General features: G+C 74.3%; 14 protein-coding genes. 12 read left to right on the top strand and 2 right to left on the bottom strand.

Annotated elements, in window-relative coordinates; translation table 11 throughout:
- From AB0G13_RS13960 to AB0G13_RS13940, 5 genes are all read left to right on the top strand, one after another.
- A partial coding sequence (locus AB0G13_RS13960) for a TerD family protein (RefSeq protein ID WP_357873511.1) occupies positions 1 to 1,452 on the top strand: 1,452 nt, incomplete at its 5' end.
- Positions 1,453 to 1,522: 70 nt separating this feature from the next.
- Positions 1,523 to 1,825, top strand: coding sequence for a hypothetical protein (locus AB0G13_RS13955; protein WP_357873508.1), 303 nt, complete (start codon positions 1,523 to 1,525; stop codon positions 1,823 to 1,825).
- 7 nt (positions 1,826 to 1,832) lie between these two features.
- Positions 1,833 to 3,497: an alpha/beta hydrolase gene (locus AB0G13_RS13950; protein WP_357873504.1), complete on the top strand. Its 1,665-nt coding sequence runs from the start codon at positions 1,833 to 1,835 to the stop codon at positions 3,495 to 3,497.
- Complete coding sequence (locus tag AB0G13_RS13945; protein ID WP_357873502.1) at positions 3,494 to 4,030, top strand: hypothetical protein; 537 nt, start codon at positions 3,494 to 3,496, stop codon at positions 4,028 to 4,030. The genes AB0G13_RS13950 and AB0G13_RS13945 overlap by 4 nt, the downstream gene beginning before the upstream one ends.
- 427 nt (positions 4,031 to 4,457) lie before the next feature.
- Positions 4,458 to 5,264 carry an ABC transporter permease gene (locus tag AB0G13_RS13940; RefSeq protein WP_357873499.1) on the top strand — a complete coding sequence of 269 codons (807 nt, stop codon included), beginning with the start codon at positions 4,458 to 4,460 and terminating at the stop codon, positions 5,262 to 5,264.
- 96 nt (positions 5,265 to 5,360) lie between these two features.
- Here the strand turns inward: AB0G13_RS13940 and AB0G13_RS13935 are convergent, their stop codons facing one another.
- On the bottom strand, positions 5,361 to 6,158 hold the full coding sequence (locus AB0G13_RS13935; protein WP_357873496.1) for a siderophore-interacting protein: 798 nt from the start codon (positions 6,156 to 6,158) through the stop codon (positions 5,361 to 5,363).
- Between the two features lie 240 nt (positions 6,159 to 6,398).
- Between AB0G13_RS13935 and AB0G13_RS13930 the strand changes: the two genes are divergently transcribed.
- The 7 genes from AB0G13_RS13930 (at position 6,399) to AB0G13_RS13900 (ending at position 14,857) form a co-directional block, all read left to right on the top strand.
- Positions 6,399 to 7,427 (top strand): iron-siderophore ABC transporter substrate-binding protein, encoded by a 1,029-nt coding sequence (locus AB0G13_RS13930; protein ID WP_357873493.1) that lies wholly within the window; start codon positions 6,399 to 6,401, stop codon positions 7,425 to 7,427.
- Complete coding sequence (locus AB0G13_RS13925; protein ID WP_357873490.1) at positions 7,424 to 8,467, top strand: iron ABC transporter permease; 1,044 nt, start codon at positions 7,424 to 7,426, stop codon at positions 8,465 to 8,467. Before AB0G13_RS13930 ends, AB0G13_RS13925 begins: the two co-directional genes overlap by 4 nt.
- On the top strand, positions 8,464 to 9,498 hold the full coding sequence (locus AB0G13_RS13920) for an iron chelate uptake ABC transporter family permease subunit (RefSeq protein ID WP_357873487.1): 1,035 nt from the start codon (positions 8,464 to 8,466) through the stop codon (positions 9,496 to 9,498). The genes AB0G13_RS13925 and AB0G13_RS13920 overlap by 4 nt, the downstream gene beginning before the upstream one ends.
- Positions 9,495 to 10,328, top strand: a complete 834-nt coding sequence (locus tag AB0G13_RS13915) for an ABC transporter ATP-binding protein (protein WP_357873483.1) — start codon at positions 9,495 to 9,497, stop codon at positions 10,326 to 10,328. Before AB0G13_RS13920 ends, AB0G13_RS13915 begins: the two co-directional genes overlap by 4 nt.
- 178 nt (positions 10,329 to 10,506) lie before the next feature.
- A complete protein-coding gene (locus AB0G13_RS13910; RefSeq protein WP_357873481.1) occupies positions 10,507 to 12,213 on the top strand; it encodes an ABC transporter ATP-binding protein in 1,707 nt (568 codons plus the stop codon).
- A 14-nt stretch (positions 12,214 to 12,227) separates the two neighbouring features.
- A complete protein-coding gene (locus AB0G13_RS13905) occupies positions 12,228 to 14,102 on the top strand; it encodes an ABC transporter ATP-binding protein (RefSeq protein ID WP_357873514.1) in 1,875 nt (624 codons plus the stop codon).
- A 5-nt stretch (positions 14,103 to 14,107) separates the two neighbouring features.
- On the top strand, positions 14,108 to 14,857 hold the full coding sequence (locus AB0G13_RS13900; RefSeq protein WP_357873479.1) for a DUF2071 domain-containing protein: 750 nt from the start codon (positions 14,108 to 14,110) through the stop codon (positions 14,855 to 14,857).
- A gap of 147 nt (positions 14,858 to 15,004) precedes the next feature.
- On the opposite strand, the gene AB0G13_RS13895 is transcribed toward AB0G13_RS13900, so the two are convergent.
- Positions 15,005 to 16,819, bottom strand: a complete 1,815-nt coding sequence (locus AB0G13_RS13895; RefSeq protein ID WP_357873477.1) for a serine hydrolase — start codon at positions 16,817 to 16,819, stop codon at positions 15,005 to 15,007.
- Between the last annotated feature and the right edge of the window lie 5 nt (positions 16,820 to 16,824).

Below are 16,824 nucleotides of genomic sequence, written 5' to 3'. Positions count from 1 at the left end.
CGGGCGTGCGCCAGGGCAGGCGTGCGGCGATCACCGACTACCTGGACCGGTTCGAGGCCAACGGCTGCCCGCAAGGCCGATCACACCGGTGCCGCCCCGGCGCTCGCCGTCGGCCTGGGCGACGTTCTCCGCGCCGTCGCGCGCGCCGTGCGCGGTGACCGCCCCGCCTTCCTGCGGGGGCTCCGGCCTCCCGCCGAGGCGCCGCCTCCCGCCGAGGCGCCGCCTCCCGCCGAGGCGCCGGCCGTGGACGGCGCCGTCGAGGAGCCCGGGATCGTCGGTGGCCGGCCCGGCCCCGGAATGCCCCGGCGGGTCTTCCATCCCCGCGGCAGCGTCGTGACCACCTGGACCGAGCCCGAGCGACGCCCGCCGGTGCCGGCGACGGCGATCAGCGCGGTACGCCAGCTGGTCGACGCCGAGCTGATTTCCCGCGCGGCCCGGCTCGGCCGGTTCGACGTGGCGGTCGTCGACGCCGCCCTGGCCGAGGTGCCCGCGCCGATGCGGGAGCGGGCCGCCTCGGCGCAGCTGGCGGGGTGGCCACGGGGCAGTGTGCGGGCGCTGCCCGACGCCGAGGTGTTGCGGTTCTTCCTGCACTGGGAGGACCCGGGCGCCACCCGGGTCGACCTCGACCTGTCCTGCGTGTTCTTCGACCAGGGCTGGCGGCGGGTGGGCCACTGCGACTTCACCCGGTTGCGCTTCGCCGACGGCGGCGCGATCCACTCCGGCGACCTCACCTCCGCCCCGGCTCCGCTCGGGGCCACCGAGTTCCTCGACCTGCACCTGGCCCGTCTCGCCGAGCACGGCGTGCACTACGCCGTGCCGACCGTCCTCAGCTACAACGCCGTGCCGTTCGAGGCCCTCACGGCGGCCATCGCCGGCGTCATGCTGCCCCTCACCCGGGGCGAGCAGTTCGACGGGGCGCGGGTCGCGCAGCGGTTCGACCTGCGCGGCAACGCCCGGATGCTGCTGCCGATGGTCGTGGACCTGCACACCCGGCGGTTGCTCTGGACCGACCTGACCCTGACCGGCCGCGGCTACGGCCACAGCGTCGACCGGCACGGCGACCAGCTCGCCCGGGCGGCCGCCGACCAGTGGGAGCACTTCCTCGGCGGCCACCGCGCCACGGTGTTCGACCTGCTGGCCTGGCACGCCGCCGGGCGCGCCGACCGGATCCTGGTGGGCCACGCGGACCACACCTACACCGAGGTGCCGCCCGACCTGGCCGCCGTTCGCGCGGCGGCGTCGGCGGCCACTGGCGAGCTCCGCGTGCTGCCCGACATGGCCGGCCGCACCGTTCTGGCCGGCGCCGTCGACCCCGACGCCCTCGACCGGCTGGTCCCCGTTTCCGGTCCGGTCGCGCCGGGCTCGACGGTGGTGACGGTGACCGGCAGGCCCGGTCACCCGTGGACGGTGCGGCGCGCCGGCGACCTGCTGGCCGGGCTGGGCACCGGCTGAGGCGACCGATCCGCGGGGTGCGTGCGTGTGGTTATGTAGGCTCGCACCGATCTTCGCGGGAGGCCACCCAGTGATCGAACTTCACGTCGAGCCGGAGTTGCTGGAGAAGGCGTCGCGTGTGTGCGACGACCTGCGCGACGATCTGCGGCGCGGTGTCTCCGACCTCGGAGACGAGACGCGGGCCGCGGTCGCCGGCCTGCCTGGCTGGCAGACCCGGGCGGCGTTGGAGCAGCTGCGCTGGTCGTGGTCGGACGACCTGACCAAGCTGGACGGCTACCTGGCGCAGATGGGCGACGCTCTGCAGGGCTGCGCGATGGACTATCGATACAGCGACGAGGCCAGCGCCGCCCACTTCGACATCGGGGGGCGGTGACCGCTCGGTGGTGACGTACGCGGACCTGCGCGAGGCGCGCGTCGCCCCGCTCCGGGACGCCGCGCAGGCCTGGACGGAGCTGTCGCGGGCCTGCGCGAAGCTGGAGGAGCGGTGTGGCGCCGAGCTGACCCGGCCGTTGCGCGGCTCGGGCTGGCAGGGGCCGGCCGCCAGTGCGGCGTTGGGCCGGCTGGACGAGCTCGATGACGAGTTCGAGGTCGCGAGCCTGCACACGCGGACCGCCGCGAGCGTGTTACGGGAAGCGGCGCAGGAGTTCGGTGACCTGCAGCAGCGGTTGGAGTCGGCCGTCGGCGCCGCCCGATCCCTCGGACTGGCCGTGGACGACGCGGGCCGGGTGTCCACGCCGACGATGTCGACAGGGGAGAGGCACGACCCGGACGCGGAACTCGTTCACCGCCGGCATGTCCAGAACGCCGCGACCTACACCGACCTCATCGCGCGCATCGTCACCGAGGCCACCGAGGCCGACAGCCGGATCGCCCGCGCCCTGACCCAGTTGAAGGCCAGCGCGCCGGGGCAGTTCGCCTGGGAGTACAACAGGGCCAACAGCGGCGCTCTCGCCGCCGCCGCGGCGCTCGAACTGGGCGAGGACGACATCCCCGCGCCGGGCAGCAGCCCCGCCGACGTGCACGCCTGGTGGAGCGGCCTGTCCGACGACGAGCGGCAGGTCTACCTCACCGCCTACCCGGAGCGGATCGGCGCTCTCGACGGACTGCCCGCCACCGACCGGGACGCGGCGAACCAGCTGGCGCTGCGCACGTTCGTCGGTGACAACGTCGCGCACCACCGGGACCGGGACAACCCGCAGCACGCCACCGCGCTGATGCTGCTGGACAAGCTGGAAGGCGCGGAGAACGCGGTGCCGCACAAACGGCTCTACCTGCTCTCGGTCGATCCGACGGGCGAGGGGAAGGCGGCGGTCGCGATCGGTAACCCCGACACCGCCGCCCACACCGCGGTCCTCGTGCCCGGGGTCGGCACCGAGCTCGACGACATCCGTGGCCTGATCGGGCGGGCCAACGACCTGCAGGAAGCCTCGATCGAGCTCGCTCCCGCCGGCACCGACGTCGCCGTCGTGGCCTGGCTCGGCTACGACACCCCGTCGGCCAACCTCGACATCGTCAGCGCCGTGTTCGGAGCCAAGTCCGAGGCCGGCGCCCGCGCGCTCGACGGCTTCGTCGACGGGCTCCGCGCCTCCCACGACGACAGTCCCTCCCACCTCACCGCCATCGGCCACAGCTACGGCTCGACCGTTCTCGGCGAGGCCGCCAGCAACGGCGACGGCCTCGCCGCGGACGACATGATCGCCGTCGGCAGTCCCGGCATGCGCGTCGAGAACGCCAGCGAGTTCAACATCGACCCGAGACACGTGTGGGCCGGCGCCGCGGCCGACGACACCGTCGTCGCACGACCGGAGGAGACGATCGGCTGGCTCGACGGCGTACCCGTCGTCGGGGAGTGGTTGGTCGACGGCCTCGTCGGCATCCACGGTCCCGCCCCGCACGACCCGGAGTTCGGCGGCAACGTCCTGCACGTCGACACCTCGGGCCACAGCGGATACTGGGCGCAGAACAGCCAGATGCTGCGCTCCCAGGCGGCGGTCATCGTCGGCGACTACGAGGCCGCCGCACTCGACCACGGCAAAGCACCATGACCCCGCCGCACCGCACGCCCTGGTGGCAGGCGGTGGCCCTGGCGGCCGTACTGGTGCCTGCCACCGCCTGCACCGGCGGTGACCCCGGCTCCTCAGGAAAGGACGACCCGTTGCAGACCAAGGCAGTCGCCGAGGTGAGCACCCTGGCCGAGGCGCGTGCCCAGGCCGTCGCCGCCACCGCCGGGGCCGCGCTGGACGGCTGGCGGACCAACACCTCGCCCTGCCAGGGCCAGCGGGGCGAGATCGCCGACGACGGACGGTGGACGTTGAGTGGCTTCGCCGGCCTTCCGGTCCCGCCCGCCGACCAGATCGCCACGCTGCGGCGGATCCGGGACATGTGGCGGCAGCAGGGCTACGAGATCACCGAGGACCGCACCTTCGCCGACGGTACCCGGGGCGCCGTGTCCATGCGTGACCCCGGCACGGGGATCACGATCAGCCTCACCACCACCGCGAGCCGGGACCGCGTCGCCGTGATCCTGGCCAGCGGCTGCTACCGGCCCGCGGCCGGGGAGGATCCCGCCAACGCCTAGGTCCCCGGTTCGTCGGCCGTCACACCGGGTGTCAGGGGGCGCACGGGCGGGCCGACCTTCCCCGGACGATCCAGCGGCGAGCGGGTGCGGCGACCGGGACTCCGGTGCGGCCCCGCGCACGGTTCCACCGCCGCCCCCGTTCGTGATGGCGGCAGGTCATGGCACGGTGCCGGGCCGGGCGTTGTACCCCGGGCCGCTCCTGCGCATGATGGTGATCATCGGAACCGCGGGTCCGATCGCCGCGCGCCCACCCGGCACGGGCGGTGCGCCCCTGGGCAACGTGCCCTGGCGAACGCCTTCGCCAGGGCCGGCTACGTCAACTTCGAGCGCGCCATCGACATGGCCTGGAACTGATCCGCAGGGGCGGTCGGCGCACGCGGCCCGGCGTCGTGCGCGCTGGCCGTCGGGGTGGCGGGAGACTGACCGCATGTCCTCGACGATGTTGGTGGTCGGCCCGAAGCTCGGCGTCGCGCTGGTGGTGTTGACCCTCGTGGCGGCGGCCGTCGTGACCATGGGGAAGTTGGGCCACGGTCGGCAGGTGATGGTCGCCGCCGTCCGTGCCGCGGTCCAGCTGGGTGCGGTGTCGCTGCTGATCGCGGCCATCGTGGCGTCGCTCTGGGCCACTGCCGCGTTCGTGGCCCTGATGTGCGCCGTGGCGGCGGCCACCTCCGGCCGGCGCGTCACGGGCGGCAGGCGGGGGTGGTGGGCTGGCGCGCCGATCGTCGCGGGCAGCATGCTGGTGGTGCTGGGGTTGCTGCTGTCGGGCCTGGTGCCGCTGCGGGGCATCGCGATCGTTCCGGTGGCGGGGATCCTGATCGGCGGGGCGATGACCGCCACCTCGCTGGCCGGCCGCCGGGCACTGGACGAGCTGACCAGCCGGCGCGGTGAGGTGGAGGCCGGCCTGGCCCTGGGCCTGCTGCCACGCGAGGCGGTGTTGCTGGTGTGCCGTCCGGCGGCCGGGCAGGCACTGGTCCCCGCACTGGACCAGACCCGGACGGTGGGCCTGGTGACCCTGCCGGGCGCGTTCGTCGGGGTGCTGCTCGGTGGAGCGAGCCCCCTGGCCGCCGGGGTGACGCAGCTGGTGGTGCTCGTCGGGCTCCTCGCGGTCGAGGCCGTCGCCGTCGTCCTCACCGTCGAACTGGTCGCCCGCGGCCTGCTGCGACCCGCGCGGCGCCAGCACCACCGCACCGACGCGTCGGCCCGGTCGCGCGCAGTGGATCCCGGCGCGCCCTGACCGTGGGCTGGTCGCGGGCCCCGGGGCGCGTACGCCGGCGGCTGCCCTGCGCGCGGCGGCTCCGGGTGCCCCGCGGGCACACCGGTCGCCGGGCGCTCAGTGCGGGGCGAGCTTCCAGTAGCCGCCGAAGTAGACGCGCTCCTTGGCGATGCCGCGTTCGGTGCACAGGTGCCGACGGACGGTCGTGACCATGGCGGACTCGCCCGCGACGAAGGCGTACGGCGTGCCGGCCGGCAACGCCATGTCCCGCAGCGTGCGGATCACCACGGCACTGCCGCCCGCCGGTGCGCCGCCCCGGTGCAGCCAGGTCAGCGTGACCCCGGCCGGCGTGCGCACCTCGATCTCGTGTTCCGCGGACCCCACCTCGATCAGCGCGATCGCCCGCGCGTCCGGCGGCAGCGCCTCGACAGCCGCGGTGATCGCCGGCATGGCCGTCTCGTCGCCGACGAGCAGCTGCCAGTCGGTGTCGGCGGGCGGGGCGTACGCGGCCCCGTCGCTGAGCACGCCGATCCGGTCGCCGGGCGCGGCTCTGCGCGCCCAGGCGGAGGCCGGCCCGCCGTCGCCGTGCAGCACGAAGTCGACGTCCAGCTCGCGCCGCCCGGCGTCCAGGCGCCGGACCGTGTAGTTGCGGACCACCGGTCGCCGCTCCGCCGGCATGGCCTGCAGGGCGGGCCACCACTGCGCCGAGTCCGGCAGGTGCAGTTCGGCACCGGGCGCGGGGGCGAGGAAGATCCGTGCCAGCTGGTCCGGCCCCTCGTAGCCGAAGCGGTCGAGCTCGGCGCCGGTCAGGGTGATGCGGCGCAGGTGAGGTGTGAGCGGCCGGTTGGCGACGACCTCGGCGAGCATCGGGCGCCTGATCACCTCGGCTTCGACCGCAATGGTGCCGACGGTCATGACGTCGCTCCTTCGTGGATCGCGTGCCATTTCCTGACTCCGAAGTTAGGTTAGCCTGACCTGGGTCAGGCCGAACTGCCACCCCTGCCGGTCGCGGGGCGCGGCACGGACCGTGCCGCCTCCGTAACCGCAGGTGGAACGGCATGCGGGGGCCGCTCACGGCGACACCGCAGTAGATCAAGACCGCCCCGGAGCCTGTGTTAGGTTAGCCTTTCCTTACCAGCATCGAGGTGTAGTTCTATGCGCGCAAACCGCTTCCTCACCGGGGTCGTCGCCCTGGCCGCCACTTTGACGCTCGCCGCCTGCGGCGGGTCGTCGAAGGCCGAGGACGCCTCCACCGACGGCAGCTCCGCGGCGTTCCCGGTCACGATCACGCACGCGCTCGGTACGACGACGATCAAGGAGAAGCCGAAGCGGGTCGCGACGGTGGCCTGGGCGAACCACGAGGTTCCGCTGGCTCTCGGCGTCGTTCCCGTCGGGATGGCCAAGGCCAACTTCGGCGACGACGACAACGACGGCGTCCTGCCGTGGGTCGCCGAGAAGCTCAAGTCGCTCGGCGGGACAACACCGGTGCTGTTCGACGAGAACGACGGCATCAACTTCGAGGCGGTCGCGGACACCAAACCCGACGTCATCCTCGCCGCGTACTCGGGCCTGACCCAGCAGGACTACGACACCCTGAGCAAGATCGCCCCGGTTGTCGCCTACCCCAAGGCGCCCTGGGCCACCGCCTGGCGCGACACCATCAAGCTGGAGAGCCAGGCCCTCGGCCTGGCGAAGGAGGGCGACGCGCTGATCGCCGACTTCGAGAAGCGGATGGCCGAGGCCGCCGCGAAGTACCCGCAGCTGGCGGGCAAGTCGGCCATGTTCATGACGCACGTCGACCCGACCGACCTCAGCAAGATCGGCTTCTACACGTCGCACGACACCCGGGCCCAGTTCTTCGGTGACCTCGGGATGAAGGTCCCGGGCGGCATCGCCAAGCTCTCCGCCGGCACCGACAAGTTCACCCTGAACCAGAGCGCCGAGCAGATCCAGGTCTTCGACGACGTGGACGTCATCGTCGCCTACGGCGACGAGAAGCTGCTCGCCGCCGCGCAGGCCGACCCGCTGCTGTCGAAGATCCCCGCGATCAGGCGCGGCTCGGTGGTCATGCTCTCCGGCGCCACGCCGCTGGGCACCGCGGCGAACCCCACCCCGCTTGCCATCCCGTTCGTGCTGGACGACTACGTCGCGATGCTCGCCAAGGCTGCCGACCGGGTGTCATGACCGCGCTCGACTCGCGCGCCCTGCCGGACGCCGCCGTGCTGCGGCGTCCGGCACGGGTACGCCTGCTGTGGTTCCTCGTCACGACCGTGGCGCTGCTGGCGCTCATGCTCGCGTCGGTCGCGCTGGGCTCCCGCAACGTCGGCTGGTCCGACATCCTCGCCGCGTTCCAGGGCCTCGACGGGACCATGGAACAGGCCGCCGTCACCAAACGGATCCCGCGGACCCTGCTCGCCGTGACCGTCGGCGCGGCGCTCGGCCTGGCCGGGGGAGTCATGCAGGGCGTGACCCGCAACCCGCTGGCCGACCCCGGCATCCTGGGCGTGAACATGGGGGCGTCGCTCGCCGTGGTCACCGCGATGGTCACGTTCGGCCTCTCCTCGCCGACCGGCTACCTGTGGGCGGCGATCCTCGGCGCCGGCCTCGCGGCTGTCTTCGTGTACGCCGTCGGCTCGCTGGGACGCGGCGGCGCGACCCCACTCAAGCTCGCGCTCGCCGGCGCCGCCACGTCCGCCGCGCTCGCGTCGCTGATCAGCGCCTTCGTGCTGCCGCGCAACGACGTGGCCGGCGGCTTCCGTTCGTGGCAGATCGGCGGGGTCGGCGGCGCGACCTACGACAGCATCCGGCAGGCCCTGCCGTTCCTCGCCGTGGGTTTCGTGATCTGCATCCTGTCGGCCCGGGCCCTGAACTCGCTCGCGCTCGGTGACGAGCTCGCGGCGGGGCTCGGCGAGCGCGTCGCGGTGGTGCGTGCCGTCGCGGCGCTGGGTGCCGTCCTGCTGTGCGGCGCCGCCACGGCGGTCGCCGGGCCCATCGGGTTCGTCGGCCTGGTCGTCCCGCACGTGTGCCGCCTGCTGGTCGGGCTGGACCACCGGTGGTTGCTGCCGTTCTCCGCGCTGCTCGGCGCGTCGTTGCTGACCGCCGCGGACGTCGTCGGCCGGATGGTGGCCCGCCCGGCGGAGATCGACGTGGGCATCGTGACGGCCCTGATCGGCGCCCCGTTCTTCATCTACATCGTCCGCCGGCAGAAGGTACGCGAGCTGTGAGCACCACGACTCTCGAGGCCGTCACCCGCGGCCGGATCCGCCGTACGCACCGTCGGCGCGGGGTGCTCATCGTCCTCGCCGTCCTCGTCGTCGCGGCGTTCGCCGTCTCGCTGATGGCCGGGCGCACCTTCTACCCGCCCGCGGACGTCCTGGCGGTGATCGCCGGCGAGGACGTCCCCGGGGCCTCCTTCACGGTGGGCACGCTCCGCCTGCCCCGGGCGGTCCTCGCGATCCTGGCGGGGGCCTGCTTCGGGCTCGGCGGCGTCACCTTCCAGACGATGCTGCGCAACCCGCTCGCCAGCCCCGACATCATCGGCATCAGCTCCGGAGCGAGCGCCGCGGCGGCCTTCGCGATCGTGACGCTGCACCTCGGGGAGGCGGGGGTGTCGGCCTTCGCGATCGTCGTCGGGCTCGCGGTGGCGCTGGTCGTCTACACACTGTCGTTCAAGGACGGTGTCGCCGGCACCCGCCTCGTCCTGATCGGCATCGGCATCGCCGCGATGCTCGACAGCATCACCGCGTACGTCCTGACCCAGGCCGCCGAGTGGGACCTGCAGGAGGCGATGCGCTGGCTGACCGGCAGCCTCAACGGCGCCACCTGGGCGGAGACCGTACCGGTGGCCGCCGCCGTGGCCGTCCTGGCGCCGGTGCTGCTGGGCCAGGCCCGCAACCTATCCATGATGCAGCTGGGCGACGACACCGCGGCGGCGCTCGGGGTCCGCCTCGAGCGCACCCGGATCCTGGTCATCGTCGCGGCCGTCGGTCTCATCGCCTTCGCCACCGCGGCGACCGGGCCGATCGCCTTCGTCGCTTTCCTCTCCGGGCCGATCGCCGCCCGGATCATCGGTCCGGCCGGCTCGCTGCTGCTGCCGTCCGCCCTCGTCGGCGCCCTGCTGGTGCTCGTCGCGGACTTCGCCGGCCAGTTCGCCTTCGACACGCGCTTCCCCGTCGGTGTCGTCACCGGCGTGCTCGGCGCCCCCTACCTCATCTACCTGCTCATCCGTACGAACCGCGCTGGAGGCTCGCTGTGACCACCACCCACACGCTCACGGTCGAGAGGCTGACGCTCGGCTACGCCGACCGCGTCGTCATCTCCTCGCTCGACCTCGTCGTGCCGCCCGGGAAGATCACGGCGATCGTCGGCGCCAACGCGTGCGGCAAGTCGACCCTGCTGCGGTCGATGTCGCGCCTGTTGGCTCCCCGCGCCGGCCACGTCCTGCTCGACGGCAAGCAGGTGCACCGGCTGCCGGCCAAGCAACTGGCCCGTACCCTCGGCCTGCTTCCGCAGTCACCGACGGCGCCCGAGGGGATCACCGTGGCCGACCTCGTCGGTCGTGGCCGCAACCCGCATCAGCGCGTGCTCTCCCGCTGGAGCAGGGAGGACGACGCCGCCGTGGCGGCGGCCCTGGACGCGACCCAGACGGCGGACCTCGCCGACCGCTCGGTCGACGAGCTCTCCGGCGGCCAGCGGCAGCGGGTGTGGATCGCGATGGCCCTGGCCCAGCAGACGGACCTGTTGCTGCTCGACGAACCGACGACGTTCCTCGACGTCAGCCACCAGGTCGAGGTCCTGGACCTGCTCACCGACCTCAACCTGACGCGCGGAACGACGATCGTCATGGTGCTGCACGACCTGAACCTCGCCGCCCGGTACGCGGACCACCTCATCGCGCTGGCCGCCGGGAAGCTGTATGCCGCTGGCGAGCCGGCGCAGGTTTTGACGCAGGAGTGCGTCCGCGCCGTGTTCGGCCTCGAAAGCCAGGTCATCATCGATCCGACGTCGGAGAAGCCGCTGATGCTGCCGATCGGCCGCCATCACGTCACGACCCGCCCGGAACTCGGCGTCGCCGTCGGCGACTGACGCGCCGTCGAGCCCCCGTTCGTCGCCGGTATTAGGTGAGGCTAACCTGGCCCCTGATCGCTGGGAGGGCGCATCTCGTGTACACATCCACGTTCGTCCAGGCCGTCTCCGACACCGGGCGGGCCGTGACCCCCACCTGGGCCGACGCCCTCGGCCAGCGCGCCGGGTCCTGACACTCATGGCAGTCGACGAGATCAGCGGCGCGACGGTGCTGCGCCACGCCCTGCGCCGCCAGCGCGGTCGCGTGGTGGCCGGCATCGCGCTGCTCTGCACCCACCAGGCCGCCGAGGCCCTCGTCCCGGTCGCCATCGGCGTGATCATCGACCGCGCGGTCGCCACGGGGGACCTGCGGGCGCTGCTGCTCTCCCTCGCGGGTCTCGCCGCCCTCTTCACCGTCCTCGCCTTCGCCTACCGAACCGGCGCCCGCCAGGCGTACGCCGCCGTGGAGCAGGAGGCCCACCTCGTGCGGGTCGAGATCGCCCGGAGCGCCCTCGACCCGCGCGGGAACCGCTCGGGCATGCGCGACGGCGAGCTGCTGTCCGTCACCGCCTCCGACGCCGAGTTGTCCGCGCTCGTCGTGCGGGTCGCCGGGCTCTGCGCCGCCGCGGTCACCGCCATCGTGGTCGCGGCCGTCGCGTTGCTCGTCGTCGACGTCCCGCTCGGGCTCGGGGTGCTCCTCGGGGTGCCGCTGGTGGTCGTCGCGCTGCAGCGGATGGCGCCGCTGCTCAGCCGGCGCAGCGCGTCGCAGCAGGAGGCCCTCGCCGCCACGACCGCGCTCGCCGTGGACCTCGTCACGGGCCTGCGCGTGCTGCGCGGCCTCGGCGCCCAGGACCACGCCGCACGCCGGTACGCGGTCGCCAGCCGTCACGCCCTCGAGGTCACCCTGCGCGCCGCCACCACCAAGGGCCTGCACCACGGGCTCACCACCACGGTGAACGGCCTCTTCCTCGCGGCGGTCGCCGGCGTCGCCGGCTGGCTCGCGCTGCAGGGCCGGCTCACCATCGGCGAACTCGTCGCCGTCGTCGGGCTGGCCCAGTTCATCGCCGAGCCCGTGCAGACCCTCGGATACTGCGTACAGCTGTTCGCCATGGCTCGCGCCTCCGCCGGGCGGGTCGCCCGGGTGCTCGGCGCCGCGCCGCTCACCCGCCCGGGTGACGCGGGGCCGCCCGCCCCGGGCCCGTCGCGGCTCGCCCTCGACACGATCGGGTACACCGGGCTCGACGGAGTGTCCCTGCGGGTCGACGCCGGCGAGATCCTCGGCGTGCTCGCCTACGACCCGAGCGAGGCCGAGGCGCTGGTCGCGCTGCTGTCCGGCCGCGTGCCCCGGGAGGACTACCGGGGCACGGTGTACGTCGACGGGGTGCCCGCCGAGGAGTTGCACGTCGACGCCGCGCGCAGCACCCTCCTGGTCGAGCAGCACGACGTGGCGTTGTTCGAAGGGACGCTGCGCGCCAACCTCGCCGCCGGCGCCGACGTCGACGAGGCGGTCCTGCGTGCCGCGGTGCGTGCCGCGGCGGCCGAGGACGTGCTCGCCGCGCACCCGCACGGGGTCGACCGCCTGCTCACCGAGCGGGGGGCGAACCTGTCCGGCGGGCAGCGCCAGCGGATCGGGCTGGCCCGGGCCCTCGTCGCCGACCCGCCGGTGCTGGTGCTGCACAACCCCACCACGGCGGTCGACGCGGTGACCGAGGCGCAGCTCGCCGAGGGGTTGGCCGCCGCCCGCACCGCGGCGGACCGCGGCACCGTGCTCATCACCAACAGCCCGGTCCTGCTGCGGATCACGCACCGGGTGGCCGTGCTCGACCGTGGGCGGGTCGTCGCGGAGGGCCCGCACGAGCAGCTGCTCGCCAGCGACGCCCGCTACCGGGAGGAGGTCCTGCGGTGACCGACGAATCGACCATGGCCGGCGTCGGAGCCAGGCAACTGCTGCCGACAGCCACCACCCGGCAGACCTGGGCCGCCCTGCGGGCCGAGTTCGCCCGGCTGCCCGGGCTCAGCGCCGCCGCCGGCACGCTGCTGGTCGCCGCCGCGGCCACCGGGCTCGTCGCCCCGTGGGTGCTCGGCCGCCTCGTCGACGACGTCATCGCCGGGTCCGACACGCCACGGATCGTGGCGTGGGCGGGTGTGATCGCGGGCGCCGCGGTGTTCGCCGGCCTGCTCACCGCAGTCGGGGCCGCGATCGCCGCACGCCTCGGCGAGACCGTGCTGGCGCGGCTGCGGGAGCGGGTCCTCGACCGTGCCCTGCACCTCCCGTCGGCCACGCTGGAGCGAGCCGGGACCGGGGACCTGGTGGCACGCGCCGGCGACGACGTCGCCGTGGTGACGAACGTGATCGCCACCAGCGGGCCCGCCTTCCTCGGCGCGCTGCTGTCCATCGTGCTGACCGCGGCAGGGCTCTTCGCCCTCGACTGGCGGCTCGGCCTCGCCGGGCTGGCCGCCGCCCCCGCCTACGCGTTGGCGCTGTACTGGTACCTGAGGCGATCGGTGCCGTACTACGCGCGCGAGCGGGTGGCGACCGGCGAGCGGGCCCAGGCCATGGCCGGGGCACTGCGCGGCGCGGCCACCGTGCGCGCCTACCGGATGGAGGACGCACACGTCGGTCGGATCGCCGACCGCTCCGCCCTGGCCCGCGACCTGTCGTTGGAGATCTTCAACCTGCACACCCGGTTCGGGCTGCGGATCAACCGGTCGGAGTTCGTCGGGCTCGCCGCCGTACTGCTCGCCGGCTTCCTGCTGGTGCGCGACGACCTGGCGACCGTGGGAGCGGCGACCACCGCCGCGCTCTACTTTCACCGCCTCTTCAACCCGATCGGCCTGCTGCTGCTCCAGTCGGACTCGGTGTTGCAGGCCGGGGCGAGCCTCGCCCGGCTCGTCGGCGTCACCGCACTGCCGGACTCCGCTCCGCCCGACGGCTCCGGACCCGCCGGTCACGGCCGGCCGGGGACGGCCGGTCCGGGCCGCACCGGGCCCGCCGCGCTGGAGGTGGTCGTCGCCCGGCACTGCTACGACGACGGACCCGTCGTGCTGCAGGACATCGCCCTGGGGCTCGCGCCGGGGGAACGCGTCGCCCTCGTCGGCGCGAGCGGAGCGGGCAAGAGCACGCTCGCCGGCATCGCCGCCGGAATCATCGCGCCCACCCGCGGCTCGGTCCGCCTGCGCGGGGTGCCGCTGGCGGAACTGGGCGAGCACCGCGTCCGGCGTGACATCGCCCTGATCAGCCAGGAGGTGCACGTCTTCGCCGGGACCCTCGGCGACGACCTGCGCCTGGCCAACCCGGACGCCACCGACGCCGAGCTGACCGCCGCCCTCGACCTCGTCGGCGTCACGGCCTGGCTCCGCGCCCTGCCCGACGGCCTGGACACGAGCGTGGGGGAGGGCGGGCGGCACCTCACCGCCGCCCAGGCCCAGCAGCTCGCCCTGGCCCGCCTCGTCCTCGCCGACCCCGCCGTCGCGGTGCTCGACGAGGCCACCGCGGAGGCCGGCAGCGCCGGCGCGCGTGACCTCGACCGCGCCGCCGCGGCGGCCACCGAGGGCCGCACCACGCTGATCGTCGCCCACCGCCTCAGCCAGGCGGCCACGGCGGACCGCATCGTCGTCCTGGAGCACGGGCGCGTCGTCGAACACGGCACGCACGGCCAGTTGCTGGCGGCCGGGGGCGGGTACAGCCGGCTGTGGCGCTCCTGGAGCACGGCCGACGTCGTGGTCCCGAAGGAGCGCACGAGCGACGAGCTCGCCGCCGCGCACCCTCGGCCGTCGGGCGTGTCGTCGGGCTAGGGCACGTGGACATCGAGCCGGTCGACGCCGCACCCGAGCAGGCGTTCCCACGGGCGTTCCTGCGGCAACGCTGGGACGATCTCACGTTCCTGCACTGGGCGGTCGCGCCGGAGCGCGTCGCGCCGCTGTTGCCCGCGGGAACGCGTCCCGACACGCTCGACGGGGTCAGCTACGTCGGGCTGATCGGCTTCCGGATGGTGGGGCTGGGCCTCGGCCGGGGGCCGGGGGTGCCGTACTTCGGCAGCTTCTGGGAGACCAACGTCCGGCTCTACTCGGTCGACGACACCGGCCGGCGTGCCGTGGTGTTCCGTTCCCTCGACGCGTCGCGGCTGGTCCCGGTGCTGGTCGCCCGGGCGACCCTGCGACTGCCGTACCTGTGGTCGGCGATGCGGCTGGAGCGCGACGGCGACCGCTACACCTACCGGTGCCGGCGCCGCTGGCCCGGCCCGGCCGGTGCGACGAGCCGGATGGTGGTGCGGGTGGGGGAGCCCATCGCCGAGCCGACCCCGCTGGAGCACTTCGTCACCGCGCGGTGGGGGCTGCACACCCGGGCGTACGGGCGGACGCTGCACCTGCCGAACTGGCATCCCCGCTGGCCGCTGCACCGCGCGGAGCTGTTGCACCTGGACGACGAGCTGGTCGGAGCCGCCGGGCTGCCGTCGCCGGTCGGAGCGCCGGCCAGCGTGCTGTACTCCCCGGGCGTCCCGGTCCGGTTCGGTCCACCGGTCACGCTGCGCCGGGCGCGTTCGGCCTGAGTCAGGCGGGCACGCGCGACCGGGGCCCGCGTCACGGCCGGTGAATCGTCACACCTCCGCACGCGCCGACGGCGATCCGGGCACCCGGCGACGCCCCCGTGCCCTGCCGCCCGACGGCGGCAGCCCCGGGCAGACCCTGTGGACCGGTCAGGTGCGGGCAGGCGACCAGCCGGCGGGAACGAGCCGGGCGGCGTCGCCGCTCTCGCCCTGGAAGAGGAGACCGTCCCCGTCCGCCGCCACGATCCGGTCGACGTAGACGCCCCGCCCCTGGCTGGAAGCGTCGGTGGCGCTGCTGAAGCGCAGGTGGGTGGCCCCGTCGGGCAACTCGACCGAGACCTGCCACCAGACCCGGCCGCCGTAGCCGGTGACCGTGCCGTCACTGGTCCACCGCCTGTCGGCGTGGCGCAGCAGCATCCGTCCTGGCGCCCAGGTCGAACCCCCGTCGGTGGAGACCTCGAACCGGGCGCTGTCGTAGCGGGGCTCGGTGTCGTACCAGAGCAGGAAGCTCGCTGCGCCGCCCCGCGCGGCCCGCCGCAGCGGGGCGGTGAGGGTGACCGTCGCGGCATCGCGCGGGTCGGCCCGCCAGGCCTCGCGGGACCGGGGTCGCACCGGCATCGCCTCGGCGAGATCGCGCGCGACGGCGCGCCGGGCGACGTTGTTGCCGCCCCAGCCGCGGTCGGGGTGCACCCGGTTGCTGAGCAGGACGACGAACGAGTGGGAGAGCGGGTCGACGACGATCGACGTCCCGGTGAAACCGGTGTGCCCGAACGCCACGGGGGAGGAGAGCCCCATCATGTACCAGTGCTTGTCGAGCTCGAAGCCCAGCCCGCGATCGCTCTCCGGGTAGGCCTGCTCCAGCGGGGCGTTCTGGTTGACCAGCATCGCGCGCACCGTGTCGGGGCGCAGGATCCGCCGCCCGCCGTACTCGCCGCCGTTGAGCAGTGACTGGCAGAGCACCGCCAGGTCCGCCGCGGTGGAGAACACCCCCGCGTGCCCGGCCACGCCGCCGAGCGACCACGCGTTCTCGTCGTGCACCTCACCCCAGACCATGCCCCGTCCGGCGTACGGCTGGTACTCGGTCGCGGCGATCCGCGAGCGCCGCTCCGGCCCCGGGTTGTAGCCGGTGTCGGTCATGCCCAGCGGCACGGTGACGCCGTCCGAGACCAGCGCGGCCAACGGCCGGCCGGTCACCCGTTCCACCAGCACGCCGAGCGCGATCAGCCCGAGGTCGGAGTACACGTAGCGGGTACCGGGCCGCGCCCCGGGCGCGAGCGGCGTGGCGAGCGCGGCGGCGAACCGCTCCGCCGGCGTCGGGTACCTGCTCCACAGGGGCGTGAAGGCGGGCAGACCCGAGGTGTGGGTGAGCAGCATCCGTACGGTGACCGCCTCCTTGCCGCCGGCCGCGAACTCCGGGAGGTACCGGGCGACCGGCGCGTCGAGGTCCACCAATCCCCGCTCGACCTGCTGCATGGTCACGATGGCGGTGAACAGCTTCGACACCGAGGCCAGGTCGAAGATGGTGTCGGGCCGCATCGGGATCTGCTGGTCGGCGGGGAGTTCCACCCCGACCAGCCCGGGCGGCGGGCCGACGGCGGCGTACTTCACCGCGGAACCCACCGCGGCGTGCTGCACGACCACGCCGTCCTTGGCCGCCAGGACCACGGCGCCCGCGTACGTGGGATGGCCGGGGTGATCCGGTGTCGGATCGAGGTACGCCGCCAGGTCGGCGGGCAGGCGGTCCACGTGTTCGGGGAGCAGCCCGGCCTCGTGGGCGTGGCCGGGCCGCAGCGTGTCGTGTCGGAAGTGGATGTCGGCGGGGGTGACGACCGGCGGCGCCGAGTCGGCCGGCGGCGGCGCGGCCCCGGCGCCGGTGGCCGGAAGGGCCGCGCCCAGGACGGCCACGGCCAGGCCGAGCGCGAGGGGACGGAGCGCGGACGGGCGGTGCCGACGCAGCGACGACATGGTGG

Source organism: Micromonospora sp. NPDC023633, from assembly GCF_040640035.1.
GTDB lineage: Bacteria > Actinomycetota > Actinomycetes > Mycobacteriales > Micromonosporaceae > Micromonospora.
The sequence above is the reverse complement of the archived record's forward strand: the minus strand, read 5'-3'. Positions and strand labels throughout refer to the sequence as shown.

Coding starts and splice junctions, on each gene's coding strand:
- AB0G13_RS13910 (WP_357873481.1), top strand. CDS start 10,507: ATGGCAGTCGACGAGATCAGCGGCGCGACGGTGCTGCGCCACGCCCTG.
- AB0G13_RS13905 (WP_357873514.1), top strand. CDS start 12,228: ATGGCCGGCGTCGGAGCCAGGCAACTGCTGCCGACAGCCACCACCCGG.
- AB0G13_RS13945 (WP_357873502.1), top strand. CDS start 3,494: ATGACCCCGCCGCACCGCACGCCCTGGTGGCAGGCGGTGGCCCTGGCG.
- AB0G13_RS13925 (WP_357873490.1), top strand. CDS start 7,424: ATGACCGCGCTCGACTCGCGCGCCCTGCCGGACGCCGCCGTGCTGCGG.
- AB0G13_RS13940 (WP_357873499.1), top strand. CDS start 4,458: ATGTCCTCGACGATGTTGGTGGTCGGCCCGAAGCTCGGCGTCGCGCTG.
- AB0G13_RS13895 (WP_357873477.1), bottom strand. CDS start 16,819: ATGTCGTCGCTGCGTCGGCACCGCCCGTCCGCGCTCCGTCCCCTCGCG.
- AB0G13_RS13930 (WP_357873493.1), top strand. CDS start 6,399: ATGCGCGCAAACCGCTTCCTCACCGGGGTCGTCGCCCTGGCCGCCACT.
- AB0G13_RS13935 (WP_357873496.1), bottom strand. CDS start 6,158: ATGACCGTCGGCACCATTGCGGTCGAAGCCGAGGTGATCAGGCGCCCG.